Below are 19,318 nucleotides of genomic sequence, written 5' to 3' on the forward strand. Positions count from 1 at the left end.
GTTAAAATGAAAGGAGATGATTACTGTGAAAAAAATAATTGTAATGGTGGTCTTATGTTTTTCGTTAAGTTCTATTACAGTAGAAGCTGTCAAACAAGAACAACACCAAAACGCAGAAGTTTCACAGGAACTATTTGGTGTTTTTATGCATGAACTTTTCTGTAAAGATATATTAGACAGTGTCAGGGAATTCTATAAAGATGACTCAATCTCTGTTACCATTAAAGGAGGCGTTGAATTATCGAAAGACAAAGAAGGAAGGTATATAATGAAGTTTATTGTGCTGCCTCATTCAAAGCTTCAAGGGAAAAAGGACAAGAATTCAGGAACCGATACTTTGACTTTTAGAGTAAACCCGTTCCTTTTGGGCCCTGATTCTTTAGATAGAAAATCAGCAGTCACATTTCTAAATCTAGAACATAAAGATCCAACAAAACAAAATTGATAAAACAGGGCACTCTACATAGTTTGTCCTCTTTTCGAAAAAAGATTCCAGTCTATCGCAGGATAAACAGCTGACGGCATTTACGGACCGAAAACGAAAGCGAAACTGGAAGCATTATTGAAATAAAAAAGGTCCTCCAACATGGGGGGCATTTTTAACCTTTTAAGATCTGTGATCAAATCTATAACAGTAACAGTCAAAGGATCAAAAATGCACAAGTGAAATCCGGTCTGTATATTACGGCTGCTGATAAGTAAGTGCAGGTTAAAACCAAGTAAACACAAAAAGGCCTTCTCATAACGAGAGGGCTTTTTTTCGTTATGAATTTTCATTGTTTCTTTTTTTAGTAATGTATTCATTGATTTTCAGGACAAGGCAAACAGCAATAAACATGATTATAACAAGCAGCAGAAAACTTAAGGATTTTCCAAAATAGAAGATGATTCCGGCAGTTAAAGCTATTAGAAAAGTAATGATCACTGTGTTTTTTCTTCATTAATAGGTTTTAAGAAAAGTGTTATCGATAATCCCGATAAGCAAATTAAAAGATAACCAATGAGGGCTGTGTAAATCATTACACTATTGAGAAGGTATAATGATGAGATATAGGAAATGATCAACAGAGAGACAGCAAGTCCAATTAATAAACAAAGTGTTTTTAATTTAGATAGCCTTAAATGTTTTGACTCTGTCATTTTTTTAAATACGAAAGGGATGCCTATGTAGAAACCTACAAAAAAGGCGAATATTAAAGACCATATCAATCCTAATATCGAAATGTTACCTTCTTGAAAAATTCCGTCAAATGACCACCTGCTAAGTATAATGAATCCAAAAATATAAACAAAGGACAATATAATCTTGATCAAGTGATCTTCCTCCTTTAATAATAATATACACTATGAGAAGATTGATTTGGGAAATGGTTTTACAGTGGAGATGGGTGTAAGCACAGATTTTGGAATTGATAAAATTAAGACTCAAGCAACACAGTCTAAAACTGCCACTGGGTACTATGCAATAAAAGATGCAGGCATTAAGCTTTATGATATCCGGGTAAGTAACAACTACACTTACCAATATGGGAAAGCTATTTTCAAATAGCAAAATCCACCTAGTGCTTCAGCTTCTGGATTTGCTGGTTGGTCAGGCGAAATAACTTATAAAAAAACAGTTAATTTAGATCCAGCAGCAAAAGACTCAATATAATTGGAAAAAGACGAAGAGAAAATAACGATATAATACAAGCTGTATACATATAATTTCGTTTGGAAGGAGATTGATATGATAATTAAAATGACTCAATTTAATATGAAGGATTTTAATAAACCAAACGAATGTTTCATTGTGTCGGGAAGAATTATCCCAACATTTGAAAACAATGTGTGGAAATATACAGAGGAGGTATTTTCTAAACCTTATATCAAGAAATATGAAGATGATGAAATTGATAACAGTTATATTCAAGAAGAGGGGAAAGTTGTATTTTTTTATTACGTTGAAAACAACTGCGTTGGTCGGATTAAGATTCGTTCTAATTGGAATGGATATGCACTAATTGAAGACATTGCTGTTGCAAAAGATTATAGAAAAAATGGTGTTGGGACAGCATTATTAAATAAAGCTATTGAGTGGGCAAAGGAGAATCACTTTAGTGGTCTTATGCTTGAAACACAAGATATTAATGTTTCAGCTTGTCATTTTTATGCCAAAAATAACTTTGTAATAGGTGCAGTCGATACTATGCTTTATTCAAACTTTTCAACATCAAATGAGTATGCGATTTTTTGGTACTATAAATTTTAATAAATTAAATTCCCTGATGAACAAGTCTATCTATATATTTAGGGGTAGAGAATAGCCGAATTTTCTTCTTGACGGCAACTGGATACTAAAGCACTTTAAAATTCTTTGGGAACAAATAAACAGCAGCGATTTATGGATTATTGGCCATCAATTGAAATACGGTGTTCTAGTGTCTCGTTATGGGGGATATTTAGATCATGCTCCTAACCTTAATGCAGTTACAAAGTGGGGGATTTAAGTTTGACTCAAACAAAAAGAAAGCCACAAAGGCCCTTCTATTATCGTTCACAAGCATAGTTGACATGTTCCCTGTCCTTTTAGATAGGTAAGCAGGTGTGAGCTGGGTACTCCATTCGGATACTTCTTTCTTAACTCAGTACAATTTGCAAACGTTTCTGTTCCGCCAGGTTGAGCTGAAGAGGAAGAAGCTTCGTTTTCTTTTGTAGTGGAAATGTCACTTGATGCCTTTGGTGTTGTAGGCTGTGAAATTGCTGGTTTAGATGTTGTTCCTTTTTTAACCAACCGCAGTGTTTTTCTGTTTAACACAACCATTAAATCCTCCACCTTTATCAAACTCCAGTTGCAGCTTGCCATTGCTAGCCAATTTTTTATTCCGTTTAGATGCATCCTCGCCATATGGCTGAACACAAGCAAAGTGAATGCAGCAAAGCATAATATTACTTTCTTTAATTTCATTTCCCCCTTTTAAAATGTTTGTTCTCTATCTATATCGGTAGACTACCAACAATTATAATCCTGTATCCAACTATTGTGAATTTAATTTTTCCTTAACATGTTATTATTTCAGTCTAATATTTTCTAGTATATGTTAAAATATTACTGAAGACATTGCCAAAAGGGGAATATGATCATGCTTGGCATAAAAGTTGATAAATCTCAATGAAAGTCTTAAAATCAGTTGGCAACTATCCCAAATTGAAATTCCAACCAAAGAAATAAAAGATGTCTCTCTATCTGACTTATGGGGGAGAGGAGAAAAATGAATAAAGAATAGGAACTCCTTATGGCACTACAGATAGAGTAGTGATTAAAACAACAAATAACACTTATATTTTTTTCACCATAAGATTGTTACTGATTAACCAACTGATACTCGTACTACTTATATTCATGAATCATTGTGACGATAATTATTCTGATAAATATAGGGGTGATGTATTTGACTAACTTTGTTCATAAGACTGTAAATGGTTTGAAAAGTCTCTTAGATGAAAAAGGAGCCATTACATTGTTTTGTTCTGAAGGATATATCATGGAGTGCCTTGTTACATTTTCACAGGACAAAGCAACCCTTGATGACCTTCAAAGCTTTGAGGCTAAACACCAGCTTACCCTTCCAGATGATTATCAGAAGTTTATTACATTACATAATGGTGCGAAAATTTTTCAGATACTTGCTGATGGGGAGAATATAGGTGGAGGACTTTATTTATTTAGCCTTGAAGAGATTGAAGAAGAATTAAAATATGAGGAATTGTTTGAAGGCATCAATGGCATCCCAATTGGTCACTTATTAGAAGGTTGCCATTTGATGATCGACAAAGATAAATTGGATAAAGGTGATCCCAACTATCTCTTTATATTTCAAATGGGTGAGTATACACCATTAAATTTAAACTTTGAGATATTTCTAGACCGGTATATACTCTCCAACGGGGAACCTTTTTGGGAATGGCGCTACTATACCGCAGAAAATTATTATAGAACAAGATAGCACTATGTATAAGGCAGTCAACTTTTGGCTGTCTTTTTCTGTTATTGAAATAGATAATTGTGGTAAAATTTACATAGAATGAGCTAGGAAGGAGAATGATATGAAGGTATTTGAGGCCGATTCATTGCTCTCTGAAGCGGATAAAAGAACCAAAGAGTATAGGGAACTAAGGTCACAAATGGTTAAGCTCAGAAAATCATTTAAAGCTGTAGTTGACCTAGATGACAGCGAGTTTTCCGGTATGGGTGCTGACAACATTAAAGCATTTTATCATGATCATGTCGGTGTCACAGATCAATGGATTGATCTGATTGACATGAAAATTGCTTTTTTAAGCAGCGTATCTGCAAAACTTGAAGAGGCAAAGTTGTCAGGTGCTTACATAGAAGAATCTTTTTTAGAACATGAACTTGTAAATGCATACACAAAATCAAAATCCATTATGTCTGAACAGAAGAAAGCGATTAAGGACATATTAAACGACATCAATGACATCCTTCCCCTTGAAATATTCTCAACAGAAGACTTTAAAGACGAACTTTCTTCTTCAGATGACAAACGTGAAAAAACTGTTGATAAGTTTAACAAGCTTGATGGGGTATTAAAAACAGAATACGCCGAGACTGAGCCAAACGAACAATTCATTCAGCAAGACTTTAAAAAGCTGCAGGGATCAACAGGCAAAGGGAAAAATGCTACTCCGATTTACTATAACGCCAAAGCGTACAGAGAAAGTGACATACATAAGAAAAAAGGCGATATCAAGAAGCATTCTGAAGCTTACTTAAGCGTGAAAAAAGAAGAAGCTAAAGAACGTGAAATTAAAGAATTGAAAAAGAAACTTAATGACGGTGTGTCTGACCCTGATGAGTATTTAGAGATTGCTAAGAAAGTAGGCTACGAGAATCTTGAGCCGGCTCAAGTTCAGCTTGCTGTGCAAATTGAACAAGCAAAGCAGCTAGAAGGAGCAGGAGAAATCACTTGGGATATCGTAAAAGGTGTAGGAGTAGGTATATATGATGTTGGAAAAGACACTGTAACCGGTATATGGGATTTCATCACTAACCCAGGAGAAACATTGTCAGCAATGGGGAATGCAGTTATTCATCCAGTTAAAACATATGATGCCATTTCAGCAGCAATAGAAGAATCGTATCAGAAAGATATGGTGAATGGAGATGCCTATTCTAGATCCAGATGGGTGACGTATGCAATTGGTTCAGTGGCTGCAGCTGTTGTTGGAACCAAAGGTGCAGGAGCCATTAACAAAGCAGATGCAGCTGGAAAGGTAATAAACAAAGCGAGTCAAGCAGGGAAGAAAATGAAGGATGTTAAAATTCCAGATTTGTTGCCTTACAACCCTAAGTATAAGCTTGCTCTAGCTGATAACGTACCATACAATGTGGTTGATAGCCAAAACCTTAAGAATGAACTTTTGACTAATGCGAAGAAATTACCAGATGGAACAAGAAAGCCGTTTACTGGACAAAAGATTAATCCCCCATGGTTAAATAAAGAAAAGTATGAAGCGTATGAAATAAAGGGGAAGGTAAAGGCGAAGGGGAAAGTTAAAGATGTAAGCCGAAGAGTGTATACTATGAAAGATATAGATATTAATCAAAAAACAGAATTCGGCGTTACAAATCTTCAGCTAATGAAAAACGGGAATGCCCCTTATGCAAAAGATGGCACACAGATTAATTTACATCACTTGATTCAAGAAGAACCTGGACCAATGCTTGAAATCCCAAACAGTTTACATACAAAATATAGTGATATCATTCATAAGCTTAAGTCTGATGGTGAAAGTTTTAGAAATGATAAGGTTTTAAAAGCACAATACGAAAGCTTTAGAAAGAGATATTGGAAGTGGAGAGCGAAACAATTTGAGAATGGGAATTGAGGTGTTTAAATGATTTATTCGAAGGTTGAAAATTTTATTAATGAAAATAAACAAAATGCAATATTTACAGGTGGCGCAAGTCACGAAAACATTGATCGCATTGAAGAAATCCTCCAATGCGATCTGCCCAATAGTTATAAATGGTTTTTAGAAAAATACGGTGCTGGTGGTTTATTCGGTGTTTTAGTTTTAGGCTACAACTTTGATCATGCATCAGTTGTAAATAGAACTAAGGAATATAGAGAACACTACGGCCTTCCTGATGGACTTGTGATTATTGAAGATGTTGATTACTTTGCTTACTGTCTAGATACGAATGAAATGAAAGACGGAGAATGCCCTGTAGTTGAATGGGATAGGGTAATTGGTTATCAAGATACTGCTGCAAAAAGCTTTATTGAATTTTTTTATAATAAGATTCAGGAAGCGAAAGATGACTGGGAAGAGGATGAAGACTGGGACGATTAAAACTGTAAAGAAGGTCTTTAACTCGTTTTCCATACAAATGGGGGAGTATAATGAGAGCTTCAATAATATCAAACAAAAGTTGAAAGAGTTTTCAATTGATGTAAAAACAGATCCCAGCATTAATACAAACGAAAAACTCAAAGAAATTGAAATGACTATAGGAAAACAATTACCTTCTGATTATAAGGACTTTTTGAAGGAATTTGGCGGCTGTTATCTAGATAGTAAAAAAACAACAGATGAAATTGAGTATGACGTTGTTATAAACCCTTAGAGAAAGACCCTTGGATGGGCAAGGACAATGACACACAATTGCTAGAGGGTTTTTATGGTTTAGCAAACGATCATAACAGTCTTTAGATAGCGATTGATACCTATTCTGATCGATTTTCTAAAAAAATTATTCCTATCGCAAGCTCTGCAGGCGGTTAATGAAAAGATATTGTTTTGGGATCATGAATTAAGTCATCTCGGCCAATTCGTTTGAGGAGTTTATCTTAAGTTTAGTTGATGAACCCATTGAAACTGATAAAGAAGATATGGACTCGCTCCATTTTCCTCGTTCAGCTAATAAAATGAGAGAATGGATAGAAGAACAATTGGAAAAAGATGATTTCCGTTTTATTGCAGTTGATAGAGATAATAATATCGTTGGTATGATTGAAACCTTTGATTGTGACAGGAAAAATGGTACCTTCGATTATTATTTGGCTGTATTTGAGCCATATAGGGATAAAGGATATGCCAAAGAAGGTTCTTCGCTTCTTCTTTTTAGAGCTCGCCTATCAAAAAGTAAATACACTGTATATTCTTTTAATAATCCATCCATGCGTTTGCATGAAAAATTAGGTTTCAAGAAAGAGGGACAACTAAGAAATATCATTTTCACTAAAGGAGCCTATTATGATTGTATTTGCTTTGGGATGACAAGAGAAGAATTTGAACTGAATCATGGATAATATCACTTGGTCATCGATAAAGTCATGTGAGCAATAGTAGAAGTTGGCGCGCACCTCGACTCTGGTTACAGTAGCATACCAGAAGGTTGACACCTGTTTAAATCAAAACGGACTAATTACCGGAATGATATATGTTAAAATTAGAGAAAATCGAATCATAAATTAAGGAGGCATTAAATATGTCTACAGATATTATGTCCATAGTATCTATAGTTATATGGAGTGCGGTATCTCGAGAGCTTGTAAAATCTTCAAAAGAGAATGGTAAAGTGAAAAACGGACGAAAAATAATAACTTTAATGTCTGCAGGTACCCTATCAACACTACTTCTGACCATCTCACTTTTTCAAAATATACAGTTTTAAAAAATACGGTTTAGAGCAGACAATGATAAATAAATTCAAAAAAGAAATGACAGCAAGTGATACATAAAAAACAGCTGCACCAATTAGGTGCAGCTGTTTTAATCTATATCGATTTCATCTAATAACTGTTGATTTTATTGTTTTCTGTCGTCCTCGGTCAGTTCTCTTTTTTTCTATAAGTATGTATTCCTTTTTGAACCCAGTATACATCATAGACGTATTTCAGTCGGATCAATTACCTTTCATAATTCTTGTCCAATTCACAAATAGTTTCATAGATTCCTTAAACAGGACAAAATAAACAATTAGTTGCTTTTCTTTAAACGACTTGTAAAATGCTTCAAACACTTGTTCATTCATCAAGTAAATCATTGTGTCTTTGGCCGAGTATTACTCAATCTCTGAAACTTTTTTTGTAGTCGTGAACTTTACGAACATCAACTTGCGTAATGGTAGGGTCTTCGGTTGCTTGTTGTCGTAGCTCAAGCCAACGGTTACGATTTATGTATTTCTTGTTATCGGTAAAATAGCTTCTGTTCACTGCCATGAAATTGAGGATGGTCATCCCGAAAACCTGCCCATCAAAGGGCTTGCTCGGTGTTTAATCTAAGTAGACCTAACCTATTTTTATATGGAACTTTCCAAATAATCTGTTTGATGAGGTGTTTTTTCCTCTCCTTGAAAAATCCTTCTATCTTTTCTGTTATTAATTTAATAATTACTATACTATTTTTCCGCTTGACTTTTTTACTGTAGCCTTTTAAAGTATGGAATGTTGCTTAGACTATGTTTAACGACTTGGATACTGAAAATAGAGGTGGCTACTTAGATGAAACAAAATGGAAATCCTTGGGCGCTATTGCCGCTAGTTTTATTTGTAGGGCTTTTTGTCGGCTCTGGTGTATTGACTGGAGATTTCTACAAATTGCCAATATTAATTGCGGCAATTATAGCATCAGCTTTCGCGCTTTCAGTTAACCAGAAGCAATCGCTCAATCAGAAAATAGAATGGTTTGCTTCCGGTGCGGGACATCCTGATATTATTATTATGGTTATCATTTTTATATTAGCAGGTGCTTTTGCTTCTGCAGCTGAGGCGATGGGAGCGGTACACTCAACCGTCAACCTTGCATTGAGCATTATTCCGCAGCAGTTTATACTGCCAGGGCTTTTTATCATTGCTTGTTTTATTTCTGTTTCGATGGGAACATCAATGGGGACGATTGCAGCAGTTACTCCAATTAGCGCCGGTTTGAGCGGTGAACTTGGCTTGTCCACTGCAATCGCTATTGCAGCTGTTGTCGGGGGAGCTATGTTTGGAGATAATCTTTCTTTTATTTCGGACACAACCATCGCGGCAGTACGGTCACAAAAAACACAAATGATGGATAAATTTAAAACGAATTTTTTGATCGTTTTGCCTGCTGCTATCATAACTGTCATTTTATTATTTTTTATACCGACAGGACATGTAGGACATATCGGAGCTGAATCTTACAGCTGGTTTAAAGTACTTCCTTATGTTGCCGTGTTAGTCTTTGCGTTAATTGGTTTTAATGTGGTGGCTGTCATTTTTGGCGGATTGATCTTAACAGGAATTATAGGGTTTGCAAGCGGCAGCTTGACGCTTGAATCTTATTTTAAAGCAATTACGGATGGAATTGCCGGAATGTCTGATCTTATCATCCTTTCAATGTTAATTGGCGGAATGGTCGGCGTCATGAAACAAAACGGAGGGATTGACTTTTTACTGGGATTCATTTCTAAAAGAATCCATTCGAAAAAAGGTGCTGAAGCCGGTATTGCCGGATTGGTCAGCGTTACGAACCTAGCTACTGCCAATAATACGATTGCTATTATTGCAGCCGGGCCGATTGCCAAAAATATATCAGATGAATTTAAAATCGACAATAGAAAGTCGGCAAGTATCTTAGATATCTTTTCCTGCGTGATACAAGGCTTAATTCCTTATGGCGCGCAGATGTTATCGGCCGGGAAGTTTGGAAATATTTCACCTGTCAGCATCTTGCCTTACTCTTTCTACCCTGTTTTAATCGGGATCTGCGGTATTATAGCCATTATATTCGGACTACCAAAATTCACAAGAAATACGAAATAAAGATAAAAAAAGGTACCAAACGGTTCCTTTTTCTTTTTTTACTGGGTGATGGCCTATCTTAAAAAACATACCAAACAATGTTGGTATGTTTTTTATTTCAGTTTGTTTTTTTCATTTCTCAAGAGTTCCACTGAAGTTAATCTGACATAAAGTAAAGTTTTCTTAAGAGACGCATTTTCCTATCCGAATTCCAGAAAGATGTTCAGATGATGGAAAGGTTTAAACAGAAAATGTGAATAGTCCGCTCCCTTCAAAACTTTATGCATAACTCCCTAACCATGCTTTAAAGATTATCTCGCCTAATTTTCTTGCGGAAATAACATGTAACCACTTCTCTCCATTTATTGAGACTATAACAAATTCAAGTGCATCGGTCCACCCTAAGGCATTGTATCGAACTTTATGATCAAAGCTTCCGAGAAGATCTCCTGGTTCTCCATTGTTGTTAGACCAAACAGTTATACAATAGTTTGCTTGATTACCAAATTTCACTTTTGATGACTCTGCAAAGGGAGTTTCCCCATGATTTACTTGTGTAGGTCCCCAATTTGCATCACATTTAGCTTCAATATGAATATCTATTCCAGTATGGTTGGAAAATGTAAGTTGTGTTTTCTTTTTTGGAATTTCAGGAGGCCATTCGTAGTTATAGCCTGTGTAGGAGTTATGTGAATTAATATAAGGATCAATGATCTCGACTTGTCGGGTAACCATATTTACTATGGCAACAAATGACGGTTTAATGAAACAAAAGATATTAGGTGGACAGTCGAAGTCAAAGTAAACATATACCTTTTTCCAACTAGTTCGTTTTAAACATTTTTGCCCCCTATATATATACCCATTCCTGATTTTTTCCAGCAACAATGATTTAACATCTGAATCCGATAACGCTATTAGTGTTGCTTTAATACATGGATCTGTTGAGTTTTTGGCTACCCTTACATAAGTTTTAATTTGATCGTCTAAATAGTTGTCAATATTCATTAAAAAATCACACCTTTTTGATATTAGGTCCAACTAATGAAGCCTAAGGATAATGTATGTGCTGCGATTTATAATGAATAGGCAAGGGCCTAGTTAACAAGTTTAATTTCCAAAATATTCAATAATACCCTGGGGAAAACTCGGAAAAGTGATGATTAAAGGTCGAAATGGGTAATCTATGCAGGTAGCTTAACACGTTTAATCAATGACAAATTTGTTTAGAGCTATCCATCCAACAGTGTAAAAAGAGTGATTGTTTTAATAAGGAAAGCACTCCGCATCAAGACCAGGGGAGAAGCAAAGTTAATATTTAAAATTTCTCCCCCAATTCATCCTAATTCTGCAGATTTTTTTATTCCTGACATAATCAACATAGGAGCTAAACCAAAAATCAATTAATCACTTTTTCATTCAACATCACCCTTTTCAATTAATGTGTTCCTCACTTAGTTAATACTACGAAGATCTATGTTGACCTCCATAAAATTGCAGTAAAAGACACCATTTCATACTTTATTATCGACATTTACATCGAACGATTGTTCTGATTTATATTGAATGAGGAACTTTTGTTCCGTTAATATTAGATCATAAAGGAGTGAATCAAATTGCTTAGAGATCGAGGGACAATCAAATGGACACCAATGATGCTCCCAGACCACTTACCACAGCTTAAACAAGACTTACTTGATGTATCAAAAATTGAAAAGCCATCACTAGATAATCAACAAATTGAGGAGATGGATATTCTCGTCTCTGAAGCAATGTCACTGAACAAAGAGCTAAAATTTCAACTGTATGAAGATGGGTATGTTAAGGAATTAATCGGAAGAGTTCAGTACCTAAACTACGAACAATAAAAGCTGCATGTGAAAGATCAGAACGACCTTAAAATTTACATTACCATGAATGACATCATAGGAGTTGCGTACAATGATTGATTACTCACAATTTCCACGTGAAAATATACTTTGTGTTGATATGAAATCCTTTTATGCTTCGGTTTCAGCAGTCACTATGGGATTGAATCCAATGACTTGTTATCTGGCTGTGGTCGGAAACACGGATAGACAGGGAAGTGTAGTTTTAGCTGCATCTCCTGCGCTTAAAAAAGATTTGGAATAAAAACTGGATCTAGATTGTTCGAGATCCCAGATGATCCAAGAATACATGTAGTAAATCCACAAACGAAACTTTTCATCAGAGTTTCATCTGAAATTACTAAGCTGTAGCTGTTTACAGGTTTGTTCCTGAGAAGTGCGTACATACCTACAGTGTAGATGAATCTTTTTTAGACGCAGGAAAACAAAATCCAGAGGAAATGGCGAAAGCAATTCAAGGTAGTATGATGAGAGAATTTGGCTTATTTTGCACAGTGGGCATTGGAGACAAATGTTGCTAAGTAAGTTAGCTCTTGATCTAGAGAGTAAGAAAGCAAAGAATGGGATTGCACGATGGAGATATGAAGACGTTCCAAATAAGCTGTGGAAGGTTCATCCGGTATCTGAAATGTGGGGAATAGGAGGGAGGATGGAGAGGAATCTAAATCGAATGGGAATATCTACTGTTGGCCAATTGGCTAAATTCCCTTTAGAGCTACTTGAAAAGAAATTCGGAATTATAGGAAATCAGCTTTTTTATCATGCTCATGGAATTGATCTTTCTGAAATTGGAGCTCCTTCGATGCAAGGACAAATAAGCTATGGGAAAAGTCAAATCTTACTTCTGGATTATACGAAAAAAGAGGATATAAAGGCGGTTCTCTTGGAGATATGTGAAGAGGTTGCACGAAGAACGCGAACGCATAATAAAGTAGGGCGTACCATCAGCTTAGGAATCGGTTACAGTAAGGATGAGTTCGGTGGTGGATTCCACAGAACTAAAACGATTGATCTGCTTATAAATATCACTATGGATATTTATCGATATTGCTTGATGCTGTTTGATAAGTTCTATACAGGCAAAACAGTGAGAAGCATTTCAGTTACTTTATCCGATATTGAGGAGGATGTTAATCAGCAGTTAAGCCTGTTTGAAAAAGACAATGAAAAAAAGAGAAAGCTTGGATTTGTAATGGACGAGGTAAGAAATAAGTACGGTTCAAAGGCGATATTAAGGGCTGTTTCTTATACGCCTGCAGGGACGGCATTGTATAGAGCTGGCCTTACTGGCGGGCATAAGTCATAATCGCTTTTTGTTATCATTATAGTTAAGAAACTAATTCATATAAATTTAAAAAGTATAGAATTGTGTCTTCAATTTGCTCTTCAGTTCACTATAGGGAATGCCAACAACTTCTCATTACAATCATAAGAGCCTGGCTATATCGGGGCAGCAGGCTCTTATCACATTTGGCATTATTTTTTTGTATAACGCACCCAGTCGTAATGAGCGTATAGAGGTGTTACACCATTGTAGGAACCGAGCCATTCATCTACACCCGTACCATTCCACAAGTTCATCATAATCTTTCCTGGTGTTGTCGGAATTTGGCTTGTTGCAGTATGTTTTAATTGCCCATCGACATACCATTTAATAGAGTTTGGCTGCCAATCGAACGCATACGTATGATAGTCATTGGCTGCATCAAATCCGAGATCCACAATCTTCTCATGGTTTCCTACACTATTTGTATAATAGTTAAATTGAACCTTTGTTGTGTCTTTTCCTAAAAATTCGATATCAATCTCATCCCAGGAGTTCCATCCGTTGGACCTGTGTAAGTGAAGAACGATGAAACGATCCCTACGTTTTTAGCTGGTTTCATTCTGACTTCGTAAAGTCCATAGCCATATGTTTGAACAGAGCGGTTTTCCCCGCAGTCAAACTTGTTATAAGATGGACTTGTTAGCGCCAAACGCATTTCACCTAATGACGTCATTGATACGTTATTTGCACGCCAAGTGCAGTTGAACATATTTCCATTCGAATAACCATTTGCTTTTTGCCATAATCCAGAGTTATAACTGTTAAAAGGGTCAAAAAACGATCCACCTGTTTGAGCCGAGGCAGTAGAAGTGACTGCAGACAAACTCATAAACAATCCAGTGACAAGAAGCAACAACACTCGTTTCATACGATAAGACATGTTGTCATCCCTCTTTCTTTGAGAGCGTTTTCTTTATCGATCATACATGATTCTTTTAAAAGGGAACATCGGTCAAAATAATGATAATAACGAATCTTCTTACTAGAATCCTGTAAGTACGAAGTATCTCAGTTACTCTGTCTAATATTGAAAGATGACTCTAATCAGTAAATAAGCCTATTTGAAAGAAGAAAGCTCGGGTTTGTGATGGATGGGATTAGAACCAAATACGAATCGAAAGCGATTCTTAGAGCAATTTCTTATACACCGGCTGGAACAGCACTTCATCGAGCTGGACTTACTGGTGGACATAAATCATAAAATAAAAAGCCCACTCATCATGAGTAGGGCTAAATTAATTAATCTTTCATTAACCTCCGACTGGCCTTTCAGCTACTTGGATGTTAGATGGTGAACTGTACTCAATTGCGTTAAAGCTACTCCACTTAAAATTACAGCTAAAATAGACACGCAAAGCACAAATTTTTTCATAAGATTCCCTTCACCTGATTCCTGTTCAGCCCAAATTTTTTCATTGAAAAAGCTTGTTGCTTCTTCAAAAGCACCTATTGATTCAAACCTTTTTGCAGCTATGTAAGCCAATTCATCTACACTTTCAAGATCATTTTGCTGTTTTAAAGGGGGTTAGGAGCGGTTTAAACACATTTGAGACTCTATTCTTAAAGCCGCTCTAATTGCAATAAAATTTAAATAGGAATAGTGTAGATGAACAAGGGGGTATGCTGAAATGAGTAAACCAGAATTATTTATCAGTTTAGTCACTGGACCAGATTGTGATATGGATTCATTTGCATTACGTTCAACACTGGAGTACTTTGGGGCAAGAGTAACAATGCATTGGATAGGAAGACCGAATGATCTCGTTGATGTTCTATCTGGTGAAGATCTTGATAAAAAAGTTGATTATTTAATATTAAACTTCCACGGAGATGAAGGAAGGTTTTGTATGCCTGAACTTGGTGAGGAAGTCTATGAAGATAATGAGCCAAGAGGAGAGTTTTTCGATGATCAGGATGTTATTCGCTATACCAATTTGAATAACTTAAAAGTTATAGCTTCAGGCTGCACTTTAGGAACTGAGTCGTTAGCAAAAGCATTTCTTAAATGTGGTTGTCATTCCTACATAGCTCCTAATGATTACTTAGATGGCAACTCAAATTTAATGTTTTTGATTAAATTTATGTATGAAATTATAAATAATAAAAGAAGCCAGAAAGAAGCGTTTGAAATCGCAAAATCAATTGATCAAGAAACTTCAATGTATAGATTTTTTTATAATAGACATAGTTCCAAATAAGGAAATCACTCCTTAGTAGAGAATAAATTCCCCTTAATAAGATGAGTTTTTTGAATCTTGAAGTAATGCATTTCATGGAAATATGTTATAATCGGTTTTAATATATGCTGTACATAGTGTACAGCATATAAAGTGATTACACCTATGTATTTCTCTAAAAGGAAATGCATAAAATAAAAAGATCTGGGGTGCGCTAACACCCACAGGCCACTGTTTGTACAAAAAGCTGCCCATCAAAGGGCTTGCTCGATGCTCAATCTGCGTAGACCTAACCCTTTAAGGTTTCCAGGCTCAAGGGAGGTCTATTTTTTATTTATATACGTCAACAGGGCGAATATAAACGACCCAAAAGCAAGCATCAGCATTACTGCTTGAAATGTTGACATAAGCCTCCCCTCATAGGGATGAGCAAGACTCTCTTGAGTGAGCAAACTTTATGTACAGGAATAATTATACAACAGACAAATGAACATGTCGTTACATATTTCCAAAGTGAAAAGAACTTGCTTAATGCAGGGTCTTTTTTATTTCAAATATTAAACAATTCCATTTGGTTGTCGATATTTAATATGTAAACTTATTCCAAGGATTATTTAGGAAAATGAAAAAAGAATAACTTATGTGCTGTTTGCTTTTCTAACAGTTGTAGCTTTTACTTTCACTGATTCATCAAAAGTAAAAGAGCAGAACCATTACCACTTTACTTTCTGCAAATAACGGGCATACATCAGATGGAAATAATTTAGTCTGGGATGACGTTTCATTTAGTCAAAACAAAGCAACAAATGTTTTAAAAGGAGACACATTATACGTTAAAGCACGTTTTATGGGCTACACAAAGTTTAGTGTGATAACTGGGAAAAACGGAAAAAACCTTTTATACGATGGTACAGCTAAGATGTTCAAATCTGATGCCATCCTTGGCCAAAATAAGGTGGTAATAGGTTGGGATAAATATTTTGAGATTCCAATGGACGCACTTCAAGATAACTCTATACAGATTAAAGTATTGAGCTCAGGCACTACTTTTCTTTACAGCCAAAAAATTGATCTTGAAAGAGAGTGAACAAGGTGATTAGCATATCTAATTACAATGTGATTAAAGATCCAAAATTCTTAGCATTTTGCAGCTTAGCAACTGAAGGGTACGGTGGAAATAGTGCTCATCAATCATCGATTAGTTTTGATGAATTCTGTGAAAAACTAGAGAAAAATGAGGTAGTTAAACCTGAGAATAAAAAAAGCACGCTTGATTTGAATAAGTCTTTAGATGACTGGAAATCAAGATTTACTGCAGGAGGCAATGTGTCAGCATTGGATTCTCAGGTATTAGATATTATCAAAAAAGCTTACAACTTAGGCATGGTTAACAAAAATAATATGCTGTTGCGAAACGAAGCTATTAATGCTTATAAAAATTCAATTTAAAATATTAAAACCCCTTATCCATAAACGGAAAGGGGTTTTATTTGAGCTGACCTATGATCAGTGGTTAATCTAAAACCATAAAGTCTTGCACTTTTGTTGTTTCTTCAGGTAAATTAAATTCATTAAGTTTCTTTTTAGTACGGATATCAAAAATCCCCATGTAGCCCCCAATACCTTTTTTGTTTTCCTCTTGCGAAACAATATAAAGTTTTTGATCTTTAAATTTTGCACTCATATACGGGAATTTTAAATCGAATTTTTCAAAAGAAAAATCTTTATTAATCTCCAGTAAACCTGCGTTACTAGATTTATTTATATATGTAACGTAAAATTTTTCACTTTTTTCGTCATAATGTACAGCGTCTGCTTGATCAAGATCATCAGGATATTTAAGGAATTTTGATTTCCATGATCCTTTTTCAATTATAGTTAGTTCATGGTCTGAGCTGGCTACAATATAATTGTCAGAGTGATCAAATAAATCTGCATAGGAGGCTAATCCAAGTGTTTTAATAATCTCTTCTGTTTTTCTATCAATGACGTAAATAGACATTCCTTGAATGACGTAAATATATTTATCGTCGCTTGCTCCCGTGGTTACTAGGGAGGGTAAAGTTAAGCTGTATTTTTTATTAAACTTTTTATCCTTTACTTTCAACTCATTCCCATTAGTGTCGACATTATAGGCTTTTACAGAAACATTCTCTCCTTGATACCAAAAAGCGAATGGATTGGATAATTTATGTTGCTTAATTGTGTTGTTATTTAATGTGTAATAATACGGTTCATGTTCAGCTAGTAAGACAATATTGTCTGAAGAATGGAATTTTTTCTGTATGTATGGTATATCTGGTACTTTAAAATATCGCTTGTTGAATTTTTCTCCTTGTGACGTGGATATTAGTGCACTTTTCTTGATAAAAGGATTTGAATAGATAAAGAAGATTTTATCCTCGGCTGGGTCAATTTTAGAAGCGCTTACAGAGTGTTCATCTTTATTAATAAAGAAAATATTAATGAACAATATTGCTACTACGACACCAATTAGAACTCCTGAAATCCCATATAAAACATAAGACTTTTTCATACAACGCTCCTATCTTTTAAATAAAAAGACACTTGAAAAAAATCCAGTAAAATTATCAGTAGCTAACAGTTTTTAATGAACGATCAATATCTGCAGGTGTGACTATTGCACCTCCGTTACTGTCTAAGTCAGTTCCTTTTGTGTTTTTGTATGATTGCCACACAAGTTTAGAACAATAAGGTTGTAGCAACTGAATAAGGCTTCCCTGTTTTACTGCCAGCTAATTGGGACAGGTTTTCCCTTGGAGATTTGATAAGAGCACAACAACATCATTGTTTAAGTTGATATTTCTGCTCTTATATTGCAATGCAATAACAGCATTATTTTTGTAATCGTACTGCCAAAATAAAATTAGATTCTGCTTTATCTTATAACTTTTGGGATATGAAACTTGCCTATAAGCTAAGCACTTTTTTATTTAAAAAAAGAACAAATAGTAATGTGTGTTAAATTTTCAATCTGTTAATTATTTTTCCAATAATAAAAAAACCCTCATTGGGCTTCATAGATGTGCCTACTGGTTTTTCTGCCAACAGCATATAAGTTCCAACGGGTTTTTCTGTTACTTGAACACCGGACGAGGCTGTATAGCTATTACTGACTGCAACTAATCCACTTAAGCCCGCTGCTGTAATTGCTGCACAAAGGATCAAACTTTTTCATTAAATTCCCTCCAACTGCTTCAATTTCTTCTCGGCTAAAATAGCGTGATTAGAAAAATCAAGAGCCTCCATTTAGTAGTACTCTTGCTCTGAAAAGTAATCAGATATAAGTAAAGCCAGATCATGGACACTATCCAAGTCATTTTTTTCAATTAAACAATGGATATGACTTCGACAACGATCAATGATTTTGCTTGGATTTTTTTGAAGGAACTCATAAATATTGTTTATTTTAGCCTCATACACTTTATTCTCTTTTTGATTCAGATTATCCTGTCCTTTTTTGTAATAATATAATGCCTTATCTTTATATCCCATTTTAAAAGCTCCTTGGTAATCATGTATATAGAATTTATATAATATACTGACCACATCATTCATCATTTCTAAGGGTTCTTTTAAGAGGATTCAAACAATCTTGTGATCTATTTGCTGCCGAGTAGGTGATACTTAAATTATGATGAATCATTGCATCAAAGAACAGATCATCCAGTTCTTTCGATATTCTAAAAGTATGATTCATATGAAGTTGATGGCAAAGTAAAAGCTGCAGGAAAAACTAAAGATGTAAGTCGAAGAGTATACACATTAAAGGATATTGATATAAACAGAGTTGACTCTGAAAGTGGAAAAACAAATTTGTAAATTATGAAAAAAGGGGATGCTCCATTTGCTAATGATGCACAAAGATCAACTTACATCATTTAATTCAAGAAGAGCTAGGTTCAATGGTTGAAATACCGGCTTCTGTTCATAAAAATAATAGTAAAGTACCTCCATGGATTAAAAAAGGGTGGAGAAAGTTTTAGAAATGACAGGGAGTTACGTCTTCTGTATAAAAGTTTCCAACGAAAATATTGGAAATGGAGAGCGAGTCAATTTGAGAAAGGAGTAGATTAACTATGAATTATCGTGAAATTGAAGAAATTATTAAGCAAAACGCTGAAG

At 35.1% G+C, this 19,318-nt stretch carries 17 protein-coding genes and 12 pseudogenes; 19 read left to right on the forward strand and 10 right to left on the reverse strand.

The features are described from left to right. Window positions 1-16: 16 nt before the first annotated feature. The 4 genes and pseudogenes from AAHT65_RS16240 (at window position 17) to satA (ending at window position 2,251) form a co-directional block, all read left to right on the forward strand. Complete coding sequence (locus AAHT65_RS16240) at window positions 17-445, forward strand: hypothetical protein (protein WP_343310502.1); 429 nt, start codon at window positions 17-19, stop codon at window positions 443-445. A gap of 39 nt (window positions 446-484) precedes the next feature. Then, a pseudogene (locus AAHT65_RS16245) lies at window positions 485-571 on the forward strand (peptidoglycan-binding domain-containing protein); the annotation flags it as partial. A gap of 789 nt (window positions 572-1,360) precedes the next feature. Continuing rightward, window positions 1,361-1,549, forward strand: coding sequence for a hypothetical protein (locus AAHT65_RS16250; RefSeq protein ID WP_151290674.1), 189 nt, complete (start codon window positions 1,361-1,363; stop codon window positions 1,547-1,549). A 180-nt stretch (window positions 1,550-1,729) separates the two neighbouring features. Next, window positions 1,730-2,251 (forward strand): streptothricin N-acetyltransferase SatA, encoded by a 522-nt coding sequence (satA, locus tag AAHT65_RS16255; protein ID WP_063637716.1) that lies wholly within the window; start codon window positions 1,730-1,732, stop codon window positions 2,249-2,251. Window positions 2,252-2,529: 278 nt separating this feature from the next. Here satA and AAHT65_RS16260 read toward each other — a convergent pair. Beyond that, window positions 2,530-2,903: pseudogene (locus tag AAHT65_RS16260) on the reverse strand (endonuclease); the annotation flags it as partial. A gap of 219 nt (window positions 2,904-3,122) precedes the next feature. Here AAHT65_RS16260 and AAHT65_RS16265 point away from each other — a divergent pair. The 7 genes and pseudogenes from AAHT65_RS16265 to AAHT65_RS16295 all read left to right on the forward strand — a co-directional run bounded on the left by AAHT65_RS16265 (window position 3,123) and on the right by AAHT65_RS16295 (window position 7,681). Then, window positions 3,123-3,439: pseudogene (locus tag AAHT65_RS16265) on the forward strand (hypothetical protein). Further along, window positions 3,432-3,986, forward strand: coding sequence for an SMI1/KNR4 family protein (locus AAHT65_RS16270; RefSeq protein ID WP_106359553.1), 555 nt, complete (start codon window positions 3,432-3,434; stop codon window positions 3,984-3,986). Before AAHT65_RS16265 ends, AAHT65_RS16270 begins: the two are co-directional and overlap by 8 nt. Window positions 3,987-4,086: 100 nt before the next feature. Continuing rightward, on the forward strand, window positions 4,087-5,889 hold the full coding sequence (locus AAHT65_RS16275; RefSeq protein WP_343310503.1) for a ribonuclease YeeF family protein: 1,803 nt from the start codon (window positions 4,087-4,089) through the stop codon (window positions 5,887-5,889). 9 nt (window positions 5,890-5,898) lie between these two features. Continuing rightward, window positions 5,899-6,357 (forward strand): SMI1/KNR4 family protein, encoded by a 459-nt coding sequence (locus AAHT65_RS16280; RefSeq protein WP_088117227.1) that lies wholly within the window; start codon window positions 5,899-5,901, stop codon window positions 6,355-6,357. Between the two features lie 37 nt (window positions 6,358-6,394). Next, window positions 6,395-6,896: pseudogene (locus tag AAHT65_RS16285) on the forward strand (SMI1/KNR4 family protein); the annotation flags it as partial. Beyond that, entirely contained in the window at window positions 6,897-7,316 is a 420-nt protein-coding gene (locus tag AAHT65_RS16290) for a GNAT family N-acetyltransferase (protein ID WP_425524858.1), read from the forward strand. A 179-nt stretch (window positions 7,317-7,495) separates the two neighbouring features. Continuing rightward, window positions 7,496-7,681 carry a hypothetical protein gene (locus tag AAHT65_RS16295; protein ID WP_088117228.1) on the forward strand — a complete coding sequence of 62 codons (186 nt, stop codon included), beginning with the start codon at window positions 7,496-7,498 and terminating at the stop codon, window positions 7,679-7,681. Between the two features lie 394 nt (window positions 7,682-8,075). On the opposite strand, the gene AAHT65_RS21685 is transcribed toward AAHT65_RS16295, so the two are convergent. Further along, the gene (locus tag AAHT65_RS21685; RefSeq protein WP_167375099.1) at window positions 8,076-8,246 is read right to left on the reverse strand and encodes a protein rep; all 171 of its coding nucleotides are present in this window, start codon (window positions 8,244-8,246) and stop codon (window positions 8,076-8,078) included. A gap of 264 nt (window positions 8,247-8,510) precedes the next feature. On the opposite strand from AAHT65_RS21685, the gene AAHT65_RS16300 reads away from it, so the two are divergent. Further along, complete coding sequence (locus tag AAHT65_RS16300) at window positions 8,511-9,800, forward strand: Na+/H+ antiporter NhaC family protein (protein ID WP_088117229.1); 1,290 nt, start codon at window positions 8,511-8,513, stop codon at window positions 9,798-9,800. 258 nt (window positions 9,801-10,058) lie between these two features. Here AAHT65_RS16300 and AAHT65_RS16305 read toward each other — a convergent pair whose 3' ends face one another. Continuing rightward, complete coding sequence (locus AAHT65_RS16305) at window positions 10,059-10,787, reverse strand: hypothetical protein (RefSeq protein ID WP_088117230.1); 729 nt, start codon at window positions 10,785-10,787, stop codon at window positions 10,059-10,061. Window positions 10,788-11,395: 608 nt separating this feature from the next. Between AAHT65_RS16305 and AAHT65_RS16310 the strand changes: the two are divergent. Together AAHT65_RS16310 and AAHT65_RS16315 are read left to right on the forward strand one after the other, a co-directional pair. Further along, a pseudogene (locus tag AAHT65_RS16310) lies at window positions 11,396-11,728 on the forward strand (YolD-like family protein). After that, window positions 11,721-12,974: pseudogene (locus AAHT65_RS16315) on the forward strand (DNA polymerase thumb domain-containing protein). Before AAHT65_RS16310 ends, AAHT65_RS16315 begins: the two co-directional pseudogenes overlap by 8 nt. Before the next feature lie 170 nt (window positions 12,975-13,144). On the opposite strand, the pseudogene bglS reads toward AAHT65_RS16315, so the two are convergent. Next, window positions 13,145-13,875, reverse strand: a pseudogene (bglS, locus tag AAHT65_RS16320) (beta-glucanase). A 116-nt stretch (window positions 13,876-13,991) separates the two neighbouring features. Here bglS and AAHT65_RS16325 point away from each other — a divergent pair. Then, window positions 13,992-14,196, forward strand: a pseudogene (locus AAHT65_RS16325) (DNA polymerase); the annotation flags it as partial. A gap of 49 nt (window positions 14,197-14,245) precedes the next feature. Here the strand turns inward: AAHT65_RS16325 and phrK are convergent. Next, a pseudogene (gene phrK, locus AAHT65_RS16330) lies at window positions 14,246-14,367 on the reverse strand (phosphatase RapK inhibitor PhrK). Between the two features lie 9 nt (window positions 14,368-14,376). Further along, window positions 14,377-14,514, reverse strand: a pseudogene (locus AAHT65_RS16335) (aspartate phosphatase); the annotation flags it as partial. Window positions 14,515-14,623: 109 nt separating this feature from the next. On the opposite strand from AAHT65_RS16335, the gene AAHT65_RS16340 reads away from it, so the two are divergent. Further along, entirely contained in the window at window positions 14,624-15,193 is a 570-nt protein-coding gene (locus tag AAHT65_RS16340) for a delta-aminolevulinic acid dehydratase (protein WP_343310504.1), read from the forward strand. A gap of 302 nt (window positions 15,194-15,495) precedes the next feature. Here AAHT65_RS16340 and AAHT65_RS16345 read toward each other — a convergent pair whose 3' ends face one another. Beyond that, the gene (locus tag AAHT65_RS16345) at window positions 15,496-15,579 is read right to left on the reverse strand and encodes a putative holin-like toxin (protein ID WP_157729177.1); all 84 of its coding nucleotides are present in this window, start codon (window positions 15,577-15,579) and stop codon (window positions 15,496-15,498) included. A 226-nt stretch (window positions 15,580-15,805) separates the two neighbouring features. Between AAHT65_RS16345 and AAHT65_RS16350 the strand changes: the two are divergent. Both AAHT65_RS16350 and AAHT65_RS16355 read left to right on the forward strand, forming a co-directional pair. Beyond that, window positions 15,806-16,259 (forward strand): annotated as a pseudogene (locus AAHT65_RS16350) (DUF4879 domain-containing protein). Between the two features lie 5 nt (window positions 16,260-16,264). After that, the gene (locus tag AAHT65_RS16355) at window positions 16,265-16,621 is read left to right on the forward strand and encodes a hypothetical protein (protein ID WP_343311551.1); all 357 of its coding nucleotides are present in this window, start codon (window positions 16,265-16,267) and stop codon (window positions 16,619-16,621) included. A 64-nt stretch (window positions 16,622-16,685) separates the two neighbouring features. On the opposite strand, the gene AAHT65_RS16360 is transcribed toward AAHT65_RS16355, so the two are convergent. The 3 genes from AAHT65_RS16360 to AAHT65_RS16370 form a co-directional block, all read right to left on the reverse strand. Beyond that, complete coding sequence (locus AAHT65_RS16360; RefSeq protein ID WP_343310505.1) at window positions 16,686-17,708, reverse strand: hypothetical protein; 1,023 nt, start codon at window positions 17,706-17,708, stop codon at window positions 16,686-16,688. A 446-nt stretch (window positions 17,709-18,154) separates the two neighbouring features. Then, the gene (locus tag AAHT65_RS16365) at window positions 18,155-18,361 is read right to left on the reverse strand and encodes a hypothetical protein (protein WP_343310506.1); all 207 of its coding nucleotides are present in this window, start codon (window positions 18,359-18,361) and stop codon (window positions 18,155-18,157) included. Between the two features lie 81 nt (window positions 18,362-18,442). Continuing rightward, window positions 18,443-18,688 (reverse strand): hypothetical protein, encoded by a 246-nt coding sequence (locus tag AAHT65_RS16370; protein WP_063637729.1) that lies wholly within the window; start codon window positions 18,686-18,688, stop codon window positions 18,443-18,445. Window positions 18,689-18,880: 192 nt separating this feature from the next. Between AAHT65_RS16370 and AAHT65_RS16375 the strand changes: the two are divergent. Beyond that, window positions 18,881-19,270: pseudogene (locus AAHT65_RS16375) on the forward strand (HNH/ENDO VII family nuclease); the annotation flags it as partial. Window positions 19,271-19,318: the final 48 nt, after the last annotated feature.

Origin of the sequence: Bacillus atrophaeus (assembly GCF_039519175.1) — a bacterium.
Taxonomy (GTDB): Bacteria; Bacillota; Bacilli; order Bacillales; family Bacillaceae; genus Bacillus; species Bacillus atrophaeus.